The organism is Adlercreutzia sp. ZJ304, from assembly GCF_011039075.1.
Classification (GTDB): Bacteria; Actinomycetota; Coriobacteriia; order Coriobacteriales; family Eggerthellaceae; genus Adlercreutzia_A.
Genome location: NZ_JAAKEG010000011.1, coordinates 40,231 through 54,616, shown reverse-complemented (window position 1 = coordinate 54,616; position 14,386 = coordinate 40,231). Strand labels below are relative to the sequence as shown.

General features: G+C 46.2%; 13 protein-coding genes and 1 tRNA gene. 8 read left to right on the top strand and 6 right to left on the bottom strand.

Annotation, left to right across the window (positions count from 1 at the left end; translation table 11 throughout):
• The first annotated feature begins 1 nt into the window (after nt 1).
• Nucleotides 2-1,369, top strand: a complete 1,368-nt coding sequence (glmM, locus tag G7Y46_RS07120) for a phosphoglucosamine mutase (protein WP_165253599.1) — start codon at nt 2-4, stop codon at nt 1,367-1,369.
• A gap of 166 nt (nt 1,370-1,535) precedes the next feature.
• Here the strand turns inward: glmM and ppk1 are convergent, their stop codons facing one another.
• Nucleotides 1,536-4,196: a polyphosphate kinase 1 gene (ppk1, locus tag G7Y46_RS07115; protein WP_165253597.1), complete on the bottom strand. Its 2,661-nt coding sequence runs from the start codon at nt 4,194-4,196 to the stop codon at nt 1,536-1,538.
• Between the two features lie 172 nt (nt 4,197-4,368).
• Between ppk1 and G7Y46_RS07110 the strand changes: the two genes are divergently transcribed.
• From G7Y46_RS07110 to G7Y46_RS07100, 3 genes are all read left to right on the top strand, one after another.
• The gene (locus tag G7Y46_RS07110; RefSeq protein WP_165253595.1) at nt 4,369-6,036 is read left to right on the top strand and encodes a polyphosphate--AMP phosphotransferase; all 1,668 of its coding nucleotides are present in this window, start codon (nt 4,369-4,371) and stop codon (nt 6,034-6,036) included.
• Nucleotides 6,037-6,051: 15 nt separating this feature from the next.
• Nucleotides 6,052-7,170 (top strand): tRNA 2-thiouridine(34) synthase MnmA, encoded by a 1,119-nt coding sequence (gene mnmA, locus G7Y46_RS07105; protein WP_206214184.1) that lies wholly within the window; start codon nt 6,052-6,054, stop codon nt 7,168-7,170.
• A gap of 142 nt (nt 7,171-7,312) precedes the next feature.
• Entirely contained in the window at nt 7,313-7,636 is a 324-nt protein-coding gene (locus tag G7Y46_RS07100) for a helix-turn-helix transcriptional regulator (protein ID WP_165253593.1), read from the top strand.
• 84 nt (nt 7,637-7,720) lie between these two features.
• Here the strand turns inward: G7Y46_RS07100 and G7Y46_RS07095 are convergent, their stop codons facing one another.
• The gene (locus tag G7Y46_RS07095; RefSeq protein ID WP_165253591.1) at nt 7,721-7,999 is read right to left on the bottom strand and encodes a hypothetical protein; all 279 of its coding nucleotides are present in this window, start codon (nt 7,997-7,999) and stop codon (nt 7,721-7,723) included.
• A gap of 28 nt (nt 8,000-8,027) precedes the next feature.
• Complete coding sequence (gene hemH, locus G7Y46_RS07090) at nt 8,028-8,987, bottom strand: ferrochelatase (protein WP_165253589.1); 960 nt, start codon at nt 8,985-8,987, stop codon at nt 8,028-8,030.
• Between the two features lie 137 nt (nt 8,988-9,124).
• Between hemH and G7Y46_RS07085 the strand changes: the two genes are divergently transcribed.
• From G7Y46_RS07085 to G7Y46_RS07075, 3 genes are all read left to right on the top strand, one after another.
• Nucleotides 9,125-9,529: an MGMT family protein gene (locus G7Y46_RS07085; protein WP_165253587.1), complete on the top strand. Its 405-nt coding sequence runs from the start codon at nt 9,125-9,127 to the stop codon at nt 9,527-9,529.
• 49 nt (nt 9,530-9,578) lie between these two features.
• A complete protein-coding gene (locus G7Y46_RS07080; protein WP_165253585.1) occupies nt 9,579-10,004 on the top strand; it encodes a helix-turn-helix transcriptional regulator in 426 nt (141 codons plus the stop codon).
• A gap of 108 nt (nt 10,005-10,112) precedes the next feature.
• Nucleotides 10,113-10,565, top strand: a complete 453-nt coding sequence (locus G7Y46_RS07075) for a HipA domain-containing protein (protein WP_277424169.1) — start codon at nt 10,113-10,115, stop codon at nt 10,563-10,565.
• 155 nt (nt 10,566-10,720) lie between these two features.
• On the opposite strand, the gene G7Y46_RS07070 is transcribed toward G7Y46_RS07075, so the two are convergent.
• Entirely contained in the window at nt 10,721-11,581 is an 861-nt protein-coding gene (locus G7Y46_RS07070) for a ZIP family metal transporter (RefSeq protein WP_241157090.1), read from the bottom strand.
• Between the two features lie 423 nt (nt 11,582-12,004).
• On the opposite strand from G7Y46_RS07070, the gene G7Y46_RS07065 reads away from it, so the two are divergent.
• Nucleotides 12,005-12,685, top strand: a complete 681-nt coding sequence (locus tag G7Y46_RS07065; RefSeq protein ID WP_165253581.1) for a DUF3800 domain-containing protein — start codon at nt 12,005-12,007, stop codon at nt 12,683-12,685.
• Nucleotides 12,686-13,501: 816 nt separating this feature from the next.
• Here the strand turns inward: G7Y46_RS07065 and G7Y46_RS07060 are convergent.
• Both G7Y46_RS07060 and G7Y46_RS07055 read right to left on the bottom strand, forming a co-directional pair.
• Nucleotides 13,502-13,577: transfer RNA gene (locus G7Y46_RS07060), tRNA-Ala, on the bottom strand.
• 58 nt (nt 13,578-13,635) lie between these two features.
• Complete coding sequence (locus G7Y46_RS07055) at nt 13,636-14,367, bottom strand: ABC transporter permease (RefSeq protein ID WP_165062798.1); 732 nt, start codon at nt 14,365-14,367, stop codon at nt 13,636-13,638.
• Nucleotides 14,368-14,386 lie beyond the last annotated feature (19 nt).

Here is a 14,386-nt window from a genome sequence, read left to right as displayed (position 1 = left end):
TATGGCAAGGTTATTTGGAACCGACGGTGTACGAGGCGTTGCTAACGTCGAACTTACTAATAAGATCGCCTATTATTTAGGTCAGGCGGCTGTTAAGTTTTTAGGAAAGACAATAGTTGTCGGCAAGGATACGCGCCTTTCTGGTGATATGCTTGAAGCGGCTATGGTAGCAGGCATAACAAGCGCTGGGGGTAGTGCATTGCTAGCCGGCGTTATTCCTACACCGGGTGTGGCACTTCTAGTGCGAGAGCTTAATGCTGCAGGTGGTGCTGTAATTTCTGCATCTCATAATCCTCCGGAGTATAACGGCATTAAACTTTTCGACGCAAAAGGCTTTAAGTTGCCCGATGCATTGGAAGACGAAATAGAGCAGTTCATCACTTCTGGTGGTCTTGAAGGCGAAATTGCAGTTTCGTGTGCTGAAGGAAGCCCTGATGCGGCTATGCCGTCAGGATCTGAGTTAGGCGTGGCTATAGAAGTTGAAAATGCATGCGATATTTATATTGATCATGCAGTGCGCTCTATCGAAAAGCAGGGGATTAATTTTGAAGGCATGACTATTGCTCTTGATACGGGTCATGGTGCCTCTTCTCTTACGAGTCCTGTTGCGCTTGAGCGTCTTGGTGCCGATGTAATAGTCATTAACGATGATTACGATGGTACCGATATAAATGTTGAATGCGGATCTACGCATTTAGAGCCGATAAAGCAGCTTGTACGCGACACAGGCGCTGACATTGGTATTGCACATGATGGAGATGCCGACAGAGTTATGATGGTTACGCCTAAAGGTATCGAAATAGATGGCGATATTGTAGAAGCGGTTATAGCGCTAGATATGAAGCGTCGAGGTGCTCTTGCTAAAAATACAGTGGTTAGTACAGTTATGTGCAATCTTGGCTTCGTTCATGCAATGCGCGACGCAGGTATAGATGTCATTCAAACAAAAGTTGGCGATAGGTATGTGCTAGAAGAGATGCGCGCTAATGGGTACTCTATTGGTGGCGAACAGTCGGGGCATATGATATTGCTTGAGCACAACTCAACTGGCGATGGGCTTATGACAGCAGTACAATTCCTTGCAGCTGTAAAACGCATTGGTGGTACTTTTGAAGAAGCTGTCAGTGTTATGAAAAAATTTCCTCAGGAACTAATCAACGTTAATGTTGCTGATAAACATGCTGTTAGCGCAGATGAAAGCGTTGCTGCAGCTGTGAAAATTGCTGAGGATGAACTTGGTGACAATGGGCGAGTGCTGCTGCGTCCTAGCGGTACTGAACCTGTTGTGCGTGTCATGGTAGAGGCCGCAGATGAATCGGTTGCAAAGCACATAGCTGAACAAGTTGCTCAGGCGGTTCGTGCGGTTTAATCCTGATGCATAAAAATCGGAAGAGGTTACGTTCAGAAGCTACGCAGCCTTCACTCCGTCTTTCCGATTTCACTAATGCAAAATAGAATCGAAGGAGGGTTACGTTCAGAAGCTTCGCAGCCCTCACTTCACCCTCCTTCGATTATTAATATGAAAAGCTAGTGTGTTATTTGCCGAATAATCTGCTAAAGAAGCCTGTCTTTTCGGTCGGAATAACAATCTGATTGTCTTCCTGTGGTTTCTCGAAGAAGGTTTCCGGCGAATCATAAAGCACTTTATCTTTGTCGTGTGCCGCCTTTGCATGGCGCGCTACAGCTTTCGCAACAGGCTCGGGGCGCGGAGTATTATCAACTAGCTTTTGAAGCAACTCTGCATCTATAGGCATGGTGGTTGCAGCTTGTGTAGAGTTCGCCTGTTTATTGGGCGATTTTATTCCGTAGCCAAACGCTTGCTCTTGCTTCTGTTCCTGCTCCTGCTCTTTGGGCAAAACGGGGATAGTTTTCGTTTGGGCAGAGGAGACGGGCGCATCTTGTAGGTTAGGCACTATTGGTGCTGTTGTTTCTATTGCTGGCAAATCTTCCGGCTTTAATTTCTTTTTCTTTTTCGATTGGTGTTGCCGTGCAGTCATGCATGGGCTATCTGCAATACTGGATGCTCTAGCAAACGCATCTAACTCGGCTGTAGCCAAATTCATCTTTTGTGCTTCTCCTATAAGGAATGCTTGCGCATCGAATAAAACTGGCATTCCGGTTTGCGGGTCTTCGGGCGCAAAGAAGCGCAAAGGAGTATATTCTTTGTTGGGTAGCAGGTCGCGTAATTTTGCAGTATCAGCCATGCATGTGCCAATATAACCTATAACTTCTTGGCGTAGACGCTCGTTAGTAATAGGCCAAGCTATCTCAACTCGTTTGTCCATATTGCGCGTCATAAGATCTGCACTAGACATATAAATGCGTGCATCTGCATCTAGCGGTCCGAAGCAATAAATGCGGCTGTGCTCTAAAAGACGACCAACTATGCTTACTACGCAAACATTTCCAGTGTAGTCGGCAAGTCCGGGTACGATGCATGATATGCCTCTAACCAGCAGAGTGCATTTCACGCCTGCCTGTGAAGCTTCAACTATTTTTTCAATTACTTCCAAATCGGTTATTGAATTGGTCTTGAAAAATAGCCCACTTGGCAATCCTTGTTTGTGGCGTTCTATCTGCTCGTCTATGCCGTCTAAAATATGCTGTTTTATCATTAGGGGCGCTACCCATAAGGTTTTATACTCGTCGCTTAAGCACTCTAGGGCTAAGTTGCGGAAGAACATCGTAGCGTCTTCGCCGATTTGAGGATCGGCTGTCATGAAAGAGAAGTCAGTGTAGAGCGCAGCGGTTTTCTCGTTGTAGTTGCCGGTGCCAAGTTGAGTAATATGCTGTAATCCATCTGGAGTTTGACGAGTTATGCAGCATATTTTTGAATGCACTTTTAATTCACGGAAGCCGTATAGCACTTTACATCCAGCTTGTTCAAAGCGCTGCGACCACTCTATATTGTTCGATTCGTCGAAGCGTGCGCGCAGTTCGAATACGGCGGTTACTTCTTTACCTGCTTCAGCCGCGGCTATAAGCGCTTCTGCCATTCGCGACTGTTTTGCCAGTCTGTATAGCGTTATTTTTATGGAAACAACTGCAGGATCAACTGCCGCTTCGCGCAACAACATATCTAGCGAATCCATGCTTTCATATGGATACGAAACCAATATATCGCGCTCGACAATTTGGTTGATTACAGAGCGTTTGCGGTCTAGGCAAGCAGGCCATGCAGGTGTAAATGGCTCATATGTAAGTTGGCTGCGTTTCTGGCTATCAATGTATTTGCGCAAATCATAAACATAACTCATGTCTAGCGGTACAGCCGACACAAACGTTTGATAGCTTTTTAGTTGCAAGCGCTCTAGTAATTCGCGCTTTACCGTTGTAGACAATTCGCGGTGGCTTTCCAGACGCACAGGAGCCAATCTAGCGCGCCTCTTTAGGATGCGCTTCATCTGCTCACGATAATCTTCACCCTGCTCTTCACTACCTTCGGCGGCATCTAAATCGGCGTTGCGTGTAACGCAGATGACGTTTGTGTGCTTCACCTTGTACATGTTGAAAATTGCGGCAGCATTCATTTCTATAATCGACTCTAGCAACATGAACTGGCATCCCGCACCCGGCAATTTCACGATGCGTTCGCATTGACGCGGTAGTGGAATTATGCCAAGTGTAACGCCTTCTGCGCCACCCTTTTCTGTCTTGCTTTTCTTCTTACTTCCGTGTTCGTCAAGCCGCACCACTACATACAATGCGCCATTTTCCAAATGCGGAAATGGATGGTGAGCATTTATTATCTGTGGAGACAAAAACGGCATAATGTTATTTTGAAAATGCTCATCCAGAAAAGCGCGTTGCTCTTCGTCAATTTCGTGGTTTTCAACATTCAGTATGCCTTCTTTAAGCAACAATTGCTGAAGTTTATTGAAGCAATCTTCGTAATAGGGGTATAACTCGTGGCATCTTTTATATATGGCGCTTAATTGTTCTGCCGGTGTCATTCCTGACTTTTGGTCAATTATTGTCTTTTTCAAAAGTGAAAGGTCGGTAAGACTGCCAACGCGCACCATGAAAAACTCTTGCAGATTGCTCCAAAAAATACTTATGAAGCTAAGTCTTTCTAGCAGCGGTACGGTATCGTCAATCCCTTGGTCTAGAACTCTTTTGTTAAATTCTAGCCATGAAAGCTCACGGTTTTGCAGATAGGGCGCTGTTACATATAGTGACTTGCCATCTTCACTCATTTTGAAGCCTCCATTTAGATTTTGTGTATATCTACAAGTATAACGTCATGCCGTCAGAAATCGGCAAATTGAGCATCAGAAAAAGGTGTATACATAAATAAGTAGACACTCCTGCCCGAATTGTGCGGAACCTGAATGCTAATATGTTTAGCGCAAAATGGAAGGAGTACTCATGCTTGATACAGTAGATTTCAACATGCCGCAGCCTGATAAGCAGCAATATAAGGATGCTCATGATGAATTAATGGATAAACTTGTGGTTTTGCAACAGCGTGCAGTTGCAGAAGGGGCTGGGTTAGTGGTGCTGTTCGAAGGTTGGAATGGTGCCGGAAAAGGCTCACGCATATCTGACCTTATGTACAATTTAGACGCACGTGCAACTAGTGTATATGTCTCTCCCGATATTAATTCTCAGGAAGTAAAAGATTTTGTGGGACATAATAAGGGTGTTTCTGGCTTTTTCCCTATGATGCAGGAATATTGGAAAGCGCTAGGCGAGCGCGGGCATATCACATTTTATGATCGCGGCTGGTATACAAAGGCAATGCAGCTAATGATGGCGAAATCAGAGGCTGAATTGTTGCTTCCGCAGGGCGGCACACGGCATTATCTAGAGTCTATAAGCGACTTTGAGCGTCAACTGACGCGCGATGGTTATGTGGTCGTGAAATTCTTTGTACATGTGTCGAAAAAGGCACAAAAGAAACGCCTTGATAGATTGTATGACGATAAAGCTACTCGTTGGCGTGTGCCTGATAAAAAGCTGGCAAGTGTGAAAGATTATGAGAGCGCCTATAAGCTATACGATAGGCTTCTGGAAGGATCGAATTACGATTTTGCGCCATGGGTGTTGGTAAATGGCGAAGATAAGCGAAGTGCGAATTTGCTAATTGCGCGTACTTTAGTAGATGCACTAGAGAATGCACTTGCCCGCAAACAAGAGGCTGCAAATAAAGCGGCGGAGCAAACAGAAGCGCTGAAAACGAAAACTAAAGCTGCAATGGATGCGCAATCGGCAGGTGTGCAATCCGAAGAAAATGGTGTCAACCAAAAAGATGCTGAAGCGATTGCTATAGCTCAACATTCGTTTGCGCCGGCGCAGTCTCGTTTCGAAATAGTGGCAAATCATCCAACAGTAGACACTATGAAGCATAATTTAGTGCTACCTCAGAGCGAATACAAAAAAGAGCTAAAGCACTTGCAGTCTAAGCTGTTCAAACTTGAAAACCTTATGTTTCAGGCGCGTATTCCGTTAATTTTAATGTACGAGGGATGGGATGCAGCGGGTAAAGGTGGCAACATTAAGCGCGTTGCTCAGGCTTTGGATGCGCGTGCCTACACTATATTCCCAAGCCCCGCGCCTACAAAGCCTGAATTGGCGCATCCGCACTTGTGGCGCTATTGGACTCGTCTTCCGAAGGCAGGGCATGTGGGAATGTACGATCGTTCGTGGTATGGGCGCGTGCTAGTTGAGCGAGTAGAGGAAATAACGCCGCCGGATGCATGGGCTGCCGGATACGATGAAATAAACGAGTTTGAACACGATCTGGTTGATTGGGGCGCAATTTTGTTGAAGTTCTGGGTGGATGTAAGCCCCGAAGAGCAGCTAGCGCGTTTTGAAGCTAGGGCGGCAGACCCTGCAAAGCAGTGGAAAATAACGCCTGACGATTGGCGTAACCGCGAAAAGTATCCGCAATACAAAAGCGCAATAGATGACATGTTCCGTCTAACAAGTACAAGTTATGCGCCGTGGACGGTGCTGGAAAGCGACGATAAGCGCTATGCTCGCGTAAAGGCGCTGCGAATAATAGTTGGCGCATTAGAGGAGAGACTTAATTAGTGGTGTCAAACCAATATGAGCAATTATGATCTCGTACCAATAGCAGATGTGCTTATGGCAATGAGCGGCGGCGTGGACAGCACAGTTGCCGCATTTCTTCTTCTCAAAGAGGGCTATAAGACTGCAGGCGCTACAATGAAGTTGTTTGACGATCAATTAATTGGAGAAGATATAGAATCTGGTTGTTGTTCGCTTGATGATGTTATGGACGCTCGTAATGCCTGCACAAAGCTTGGTATTGAGCATTTTGTATTCAACATGAAAAAGCATTTCAAGCACGACGTTGTAGACAGGTTTTGTGATGCGTATATCTCGGGATTAACTCCGAATCCATGTATTGATTGCAATAGGTATCTCAAATTTGAGGCTTTGCAGCAGCGACGGCGGGAGCTGGGAGCTACTTATGTGGCAACAGGCCATTATGCGCGCCGGCATTTTGATGAAGCAACGGGGAAATGGCAACTTTTGCGCGCCACCGACAAGACCAAAGATCAGAGTTATGTGTTGTACCACTTAACTCAAGATGACCTTTCTCATATGTTGTTTCCCATTGGTCATTTAACTAAGAATCAAGTTAGAGAAATTGCTCATGAACAAAGGTTCAATAACGCAGATAAAAGCGAAAGCCAAGACATTTGTTTTATACCAAATGGAAACTATAAAGATTTTATTGAGCGATATAAGGAATTAAACGGGCGCGATTCGCTATTTCGACAGGGCGATATAGTGGACGTTGAAGGCAAAAAACTTGGATGCCACAACGGTCTTATAAATTACACGATTGGACAGCGGCGCGGTATAGGTATTGCAAGCAAAGAGCCGTTATATGTTTTGGAAAAGAATTTAGCCAACAATCAGCTTGTTGTTGCGCCGCAAAGCGCACTGTTTGAGAGTGAAGCTTATCTTAATGATGTGAACATAATTTCTGGCAATTACACTGAGAGAGCATTTGTTGGTGAAGTTAAGGCGGGATATAGGCAAGCCCCAGTGGCGGCGCGTATAGAGATTGCGAAAGATAGAACGGCGCATGTTCACTATGACGCGCCCCATATTCGTACTGCGCCCGGGCAGTCAATTGTGTTTTATGTTGGAGATTGCGTTGTTGGTGGCGGTGTTTGCTGTAACAAGAATTAAGGGTGTATAGAAAGATTAATTTATTGACTGGAAACCAATTTGTAAGTTATTGCAACAAGCTTATTACAACAAGCACGATTTGAAACAAGACGATATGAGTAGAGCATTGTGAGCCCCTGCTTCATGTTCGAAAGCAGACTTTATGCCAGAAGAGCTGGTTGATAAATCGCATGAAATGACAGGGGTAGCGGGCAGCGCTGAATCTGAGAATAGCAATAAGAATATAATTCCTTTCGAAATTGAAGCCCTAATTGCGGAAGATTATGACCTTTCAAAGCGCGAGCAAGAAATATTACATCTATTGCTTGCAGGTCATACTATGTCTGTAATCGCTGATAAGCTGTTTATTTCAAAGAATACGGTTAAGTCTCATTACTATCATATGTATCGCAAGCTTGGTGTGAATTCTAAGCAAGAAGTAATAGATATTCGTGATAAATATGTGTTGGAAAAACGTAACGAATAATGAATGCCGATCTGATTAATTAATTGTTTGCGCGGTGTTTAGCTTTCTGGTTGGGAAATTTTGTGCCAGATAAAGCCATAGCGCTTAGGCGGCATCTGCGCGGTTAAGCTTGTCGGCGCAGCGGCGCAGACGCTTAATTGTGGACTGGTCAATTTCTGTAAGTTGTTTGTTGTCGGTTCGCTGGCATTCTTCGGCTTTTAAGCATGCACGCAGGAATGATTCATCGTCTTCAGTTAGCATAGATGCTTCCCGTGCTGCGCTAAAACACGTGTCTATATCTGTAGAATCTCCTACGCGCCAAAGCAGAAGCCGCACTAATCTAGCTTGACCTATGAATTGTCTTGTTAATGAAACTTCTGCCATTGCTATTCCATTCGTTCGTTGTGCATTTTTATTCTTGGGGGTATATGAGCGTTTTTAAGATATGTACATGGGCATCGGAGTCGTTCAGACACGGCACATACACGAAACTGTCAGGGCTTGCGTCTTGGTTGATTCTGAGGTAATTCTGCCTGAGAGTTACTTCTATGTCGTGGAGTGTTTCGAGACAATCAATTGAGAAGTTCGGAGCCACTACGAAGAGTTTCCCGACGCTATTTTGTAGGTGCTGTAGTGCTTCGGTAGTGAAAGGGCCTACCCACTTGCGACTGTCGAAGCGACATTGGAACCCGATGCGCCAGCAATCAGGTGCGAGATGTAGCCTGTTGGCGATTTCGGCTGCTGTGACTTTTGCCTGTTCGGCGTATGTGTCACCTGCGGTAACGTCGCGCATGGGAATGGAATGGAAAGCTATCATCAGCTTATCGTTTTTGGAGAATCCGGCGGCTAGTACGGAGTTGGCTACAGCATCCAGATAAGCTTCCTGCTCCCAATAATTCTCAACAAATGTTAGCTTTGGGTTCCAGTTCAGTTTGGCGAGCGCAGCATTGAGCTTGTCTTTGACAACCCCTGTGGTGGAATACGCGCTTTGCGGGTAGAGGGGTATTGCTATAAGCTGATCGCAGCCGGCATCGCGCAGTTCGCGAAGTGTGTCTGGCATAGAGGGCGAGCCGTAGCTCATAGTTTCCTTGACAATACATTCGTCCAGATTGTTCTCAAGCTTGCGGGCAAGAGAAGCCATACTTGCAGACAAAGGGGACCCCTGAGTAGTCCAGATGCTCTGGTATTTCTCGGCTGACGCTACTGAACGTTTCGGCAATATAAACGCACCAAGAATCGCCTTCCACAGAATCGGGTTCATAGGGCGGATTCTCGGGTCGTTCAAAAACTCGCGCAGGTAGATGCGGACGGCATCTGGCGTGGGAGCGCTGGGGCTGCCAGTGTTTGCTATGAGTATGCCAAGCTTGTCCATGCATCTCCTTGCAGATTGGTCTGTTGGGTAGAGATTGTTTTCCGTCGATAATAGGATGGTATCATGTAGTAGGCATTTGCGTGTTGTGTCTTGTGGGGAATATCTCGGTCAGTGCGTCTGGGATCGGAGAGTGTGTAGTGGGCGATTTCTCGGACAAAGTCTATGATATAACGTCTCGTATTCCGCGTGGGAAAGTGGCTAGTTACGGTCAGATCGCGCGGCTCATCGGGCAGCCGCGCAAGTCGCGCTTCGTCGGATTCGCCATGCATTCGAACCCGCATCCCGGCACAGGACCAGAAGATATCCCCTGTCACCGCGTGGTATTTAAAGATGGTGCGCTGTGCGAGGGCTACGTCTTCGGTGGACCGAACGAGCAGAAAAAGATGCTTGAGGCTGAGGGTGTGATCTTTGTTGATGATACCCACGTCGATATGGAGAAGTGCCAGTGGAACGGACGCGATGGAATTGAAGAAGACGGCTCACTTCCCGTTATGCCGCCTGCAGATTTCGATTGGAAGGCTGAGCTAGGCGAAGACCTCTAAGAAAGAAAGCGCTAATCACTTTCACCAACTTTGCGTGTACGGGCTGAATATGGAACATGTCAGCATTGAAGCAACAATAGGTATGCACAATAAACATAATAAAATTATATGGTATGGTTATATATACTTAATAAACCATAGAAATATTAAGATTAACATTATGGAAAGAAATGCACGGGATTGGGAAACGACGCTTGGTCAGCGCCTGAAGAGGTATCGCCTCGATATGAATATGACGCAAGACGAGGTCGCGTCTCGTTCGGGGTTGACGCAAGCGACCATAGCAAAGCTCGAGAGAGGTGTCGGCTCGCGTCTCTTGACGTTCATTAAAGTGATGAAGGTGCTTGGCATAGAGGAACAGCTTGATCTGATCGCGCCTGCCACACCCATCAGTCCGATTCAATTGAGGCAATATGGAAAGCAAAGGAAGCGCGCAAGATCCAAGGGTGCACAGGGAAACACAAAGGTGGAGTAGCTATGGCGTATAAGCCTGTTTTTGGGATTGATGTTATCTGCTGGGGCAAACGAGTAGGTGCGCTGGAGTTCAAGCCATCTGGGCGCGCTTGCTAACCTCGATTTCAATATGGTAGGTACGTTCAGTACTGTGCAGCTGTTCGAGGCTGCAATTGACTTGGAGCTTGACTTGGATGCTCTCGATGAGCTTTTTGACAGAGTGGTGTTCAATGTGTGTATGACCAACAACGATGACCATACGAAGAACTGGTCGTTTTTGCTTCCAGAAGGGGGCAGCTGGCAGCTTGCTCCTGCTTACGACCTGACTTATGCGTATGCAGAGAACAATCCTTGGTTGTCCCAGCATTTCTTGTCTGTTAACGGAAAGTTCACAGGAATAGATCGCAGCGATTTGCTTCGGTTGGCCGAGCGCTTCAGTATCTCGGATCCGTATGCGCGGATCGATCGTATGGTTGATATTGCGGAGAGTTGGTCCGAGTTCGCGGAAAGAGCCGGTCTTGCGGTGCAGAGGGCAGACGAAATAGGCGTCACCATTAGTCAGAGCAGCAGTCTTTTAAAGTAGACTTAAAGGCTTCAAAGCAGTTTGTTATGCGATTTGCGAAAAAGGGTGTAGCGTCGCGTAAGCTGCCTGATCTGCCCGAACAGGTAATATGAATACTTAAGAATATATAGTTTAGCCGAGAACCCCTTCTGGCTTAGAAACTGTCTTAGTGTTCACTAGCTAAAGATCATGAATAGACCAAGCATAAGACCAACAAGAAAAGAGAATGCCGGAATGCGTGAGCGGTACATGAGATATGCCTCGGGCAGAATTTCGCCGAATACGACGTATAGCATCGCGCCCGATGCAAATCCCAAACTAATGGTAAGACCGAGTGGTCCTATGTCGCCAAGCCACAAGCCAAGCCACGCACCAAAGAGTGTTGGCAGACCGCATAGCGCAGTGAGCAGAACCGCACGCAGCCTACTCATACCGCCGCTGATAAGCGGCACCGAGACAGCCATGCCTTCGGGAATGTTGTGCAGACCGATAAGGACGGCCATGATCATGCCTGTACCGAGCATGAGATTATCCGAGATGACAAACCCTGCGCCAATTGTCATACCTTCCGGGATATTATGTAATGCAATTGCGCATGCCATAACAATGCCAGCCACTACGAGCGATCCGCGCGAATCGCCCGCACGCTTGTGCTCAGCATAGTGATCGGCATGCACTAGTTCATCGATGTCGTCATGTGCCTGAGGATGACCTTCATTCGCCGTGTGCTGCACTTCCCGAACGGTGCGCCGGTCAATAATGTAGTTGAGTGCGTATACAACTGCAACGCCAAACGCTACGGAAACAATAACAAGCAAGACTCCCATATTGAAGAGCTGGTTTGCCGCTTCAACGCCCTCAGCTAATAGCTCGAAGCACACCATGGCGGTCATAACACCACCAGCGAATGCCAAAAGCAGACTGATGGTGCGGTTCGATCCGTTCTTGAACAGCGCGCCTATAAGCCCGCCGATACCCGTGCCGCCTGCGCCGGAAAGCAACGTCACAATGGTGACGAACCAAAACGGGTCTATCATTGCGTGCTATTCCTTCCTAATTTGACTGCTCGCGGAGTATGTGTCCGCGAGTGTTTGGACGGTTATTTAGATTGCAGAGTATAACGCGATAGGTTTGTGCGGGTAAAGCAGATAAAAACTCGAACCCGCCAACAATGACGGGTTCGAGAATCTTTCTATGGTGGAGCATATGGGGATCGAACCCACGACCTCGTGATTGCGAACCACGCGCTCTTCCAAGTCATTTGCATACGTATCTAGTTTATAAAAGTAATTTCGACGGCAATCGGTCAATTCAGATACACAATGATTCAAACAGATTCCAAGAGATTGAAGTTTCACTGAAAACATGGTATAAACTAGACATATTCTGGGCTGGTCGAAAGACCCTGGTCCACCCTAAGGCGGGGATATTTCCCCGCCATTTTAATGTATAAGGAGCATATGGCAGATTTAAGCGTGTTCATAGATGAATCCGGCGACTTCGGAGTCTACGAAAAGCATGCTCCATATTATCTGATTACGCTTGTTCTTCATGACCAAAGTAAGAGCATCTCTGAACAGGTTGCATATTTAAAGCAGCATCTTGCAGAAGCTGGATTTCCTAAGACGCACAACATACACTCAGCGCCATTGATAAGAAGGGAGTCTGATTACATCAGTCTGCCTATGGCTGATAGAAGGAAGCTTTTTAGGGCTCTGTTTAGCTTCGTTCGGCGGTCGGATATTCGTTATAAGACATTCCTTTTCAGGAAGAAAGAGTTCTCCACTCACGACAAGATGGTATCTAGAATTTCTCGTGAGATAAGCGGATATGTAAAGATACATCTTGAGTTCTTTCAGTCATTCGATAGCGTTATCGTCTATTACGATAACGGGCAAAAAGAAGTTACAAACATAATCAATGCTGTTTTCAATGCACTTATTGATGCAGATATACGTAAGGCAAAACCGTCTGATTATTGTCTTTTCCAAGCAGCTGACATGATATGTACATTAGAGCTTATTGCGGAGAAGTTAAGCAACGATAATCTCACCAAATCCGAAATGGATTTTTTCATGAATGTGAGAAATCTGAAGAAGAATTTTCTCAAACCGCTAGAACGAAAATCTGTTGATCCGTAAGTTTATGCTGAGTTCAGTTCATCAAATCAGGTTGAAGGGTCGGACGATTTCCTAGACAGCCTATCCTAATTTGACTGCTCGCGGAGTAGGCATATAGGCAAAAAGTGCGCCTAATTCTCACTTGACATCCCTGTTCAGGCAAGCTTTTTCCAAGAAAAAGTCAGTTATGGGCAGGGATGAGCGGTATCTATCTCAAAATGCAGCATTTGCGGCAGCAAAATGTCAAAGAACAAATTTACTAAAGCAGAAAGGCAGAGGTGGAGATGCACCTTATGCGGAGGCTCTAGCGTTAGGAAAAACGATACCTCCGCAAGATGGCTTAAAGTGTTTGTTGGATGGCTTTTGGGTAAACTCTCAACACCTTGACGCTAGATTACGATTCAACTCATCCGCATACTAGTTCAAAAAAGTTAGAAAAATGGTCAAAACTTCCGGCTTTCCATAGTCATAGCGCCACATAGATAACTTGAATTGTGGAGAACACTGGGCAAACAGGGTTCTTCAATTCCATTTTGATTCGTAATTGGTGTAATTTGGCATTATAGACTGTGGAAAGTCGGAAGTTTTGACCATTTTTCGCCTAAAAAGTGACGAAGATAACACACGGTCTGGTTTGGTCAGAGTTCCACAACAGCGCGCCCTATCCATATGCAATCGACTAAAACAGACACACTTTTCTGCCCATATACCGCGGAGTATGTGTTCGCGAGTGTTTGGACGGTTATTTAGATTGCAGAGTATAACGCGATAGGTTTGTGCGGGTAAAGCAGATAAAACTCGAACCCGCCAATGATGACGGGTTCGAGAATCTTCCTATGGTGGAGCATATGGGGATCGAACCCACGACCTCGTGATTGCGAACCACGCGCTCTCCCAGCTGAGCTAATGCCCCGTATGTTGCGAATCATTTTCGCGACGCACTATTATAGCCTAACGACGCGCATTGTGCGTTAGTTTTTCCACTTGCTGAAATGCTTCTCGGCAATATCGAATGCTTCGTAAAGCAAAACACCCATAAGTGCCATAGCTATTATTCCGGCAAACATGCGCGTGTATTCCAAAAGCGACCACGAGTGCATAATAAAATACCCAAGCCCCGTATTGCCCGCCATCGATTCCGCTATGAACAAAATTGCTACCGCGGTGCCTGTGGTTATGCGAAGTGCGGTGAATAGGGCAGGCATAGTGGCGGGTACTACAAGATGCACAAACACTCGGCAGCGGTTTGCGCCAAGCGTTCGCATCGATTCAACAGCGCTAGTTGGTATGGCGTGCGCGGCATCGCGCATAGTTACCATCATTTGGAAGAATACCGCAATGGCTATAAGAATTACCTTTGCCTCGCCGCCTATTCCGAATAGAACAAACAATATAGGCAGTAACACTATTTTCGGAAGAGGGTACAGGATATACAACACCGGTCCTAAAACAGCATCGGCGCGTTTTGAGCGCCCAAGTGCAAGCCCTATGGGTGCACCTAGTAAAGTGCCTATAATCATAGCTAGCAGTATGCGCCAAAGGCTTAGCCAAAACTGCGGCATTATTGCGCCAAATTGTTCGACCAAAACAGGTACTGTGGCAATAGGGGTGGGCAGCGCGGGCGATTGCACAACTAAAGCTAAAAGCCACCAGATGGCTATAACTAATACAGTGCCCCAGATATATCCAAGTGTCTTGCTCAAATTGCTTACGCTGTGTCCG

What these genes read in the sequence shown, in the direction of transcription:
- glmM (WP_165253599.1), top strand. Translation starts at nt 2, where the DNA reads ATGGCAAGGTTATTTGGAACCGACGGTGTACGAGGCGTTGCTAACGTC.
- mnmA (WP_206214184.1), top strand. Translation starts at nt 6,052, where the DNA reads ATGAGCAATTATGATCTCGTACCAATAGCAGATGTGCTTATGGCAATG.
- ppk1 (WP_165253597.1), bottom strand. Translation starts at nt 4,196, where the DNA reads ATGAGTGAAGATGGCAAGTCACTATATGTAACAGCGCCCTATCTGCAA.
- G7Y46_RS07100 (WP_165253593.1), top strand. Translation starts at nt 7,313, where the DNA reads ATGCCAGAAGAGCTGGTTGATAAATCGCATGAAATGACAGGGGTAGCG.
- G7Y46_RS07075 (WP_277424169.1), top strand. Translation starts at nt 10,113, where the DNA reads ATGGTAGGTACGTTCAGTACTGTGCAGCTGTTCGAGGCTGCAATTGAC.
- G7Y46_RS07110 (WP_165253595.1), top strand. Translation starts at nt 4,369, where the DNA reads ATGCTTGATACAGTAGATTTCAACATGCCGCAGCCTGATAAGCAGCAA.
- G7Y46_RS07095 (WP_165253591.1), bottom strand. Translation starts at nt 7,999, where the DNA reads ATGGCAGAAGTTTCATTAACAAGACAATTCATAGGTCAAGCTAGATTA.
- hemH (WP_165253589.1), bottom strand. Translation starts at nt 8,987, where the DNA reads ATGGACAAGCTTGGCATACTCATAGCAAACACTGGCAGCCCCAGCGCT.
- G7Y46_RS07080 (WP_165253585.1), top strand. Translation starts at nt 9,579, where the DNA reads ATGGAACATGTCAGCATTGAAGCAACAATAGGTATGCACAATAAACAT.
- G7Y46_RS07070 (WP_241157090.1), bottom strand. Translation starts at nt 11,581, where the DNA reads ATGATAGACCCGTTTTGGTTCGTCACCATTGTGACGTTGCTTTCCGGC.
- G7Y46_RS07065 (WP_165253581.1), top strand. Translation starts at nt 12,005, where the DNA reads ATGGCAGATTTAAGCGTGTTCATAGATGAATCCGGCGACTTCGGAGTC.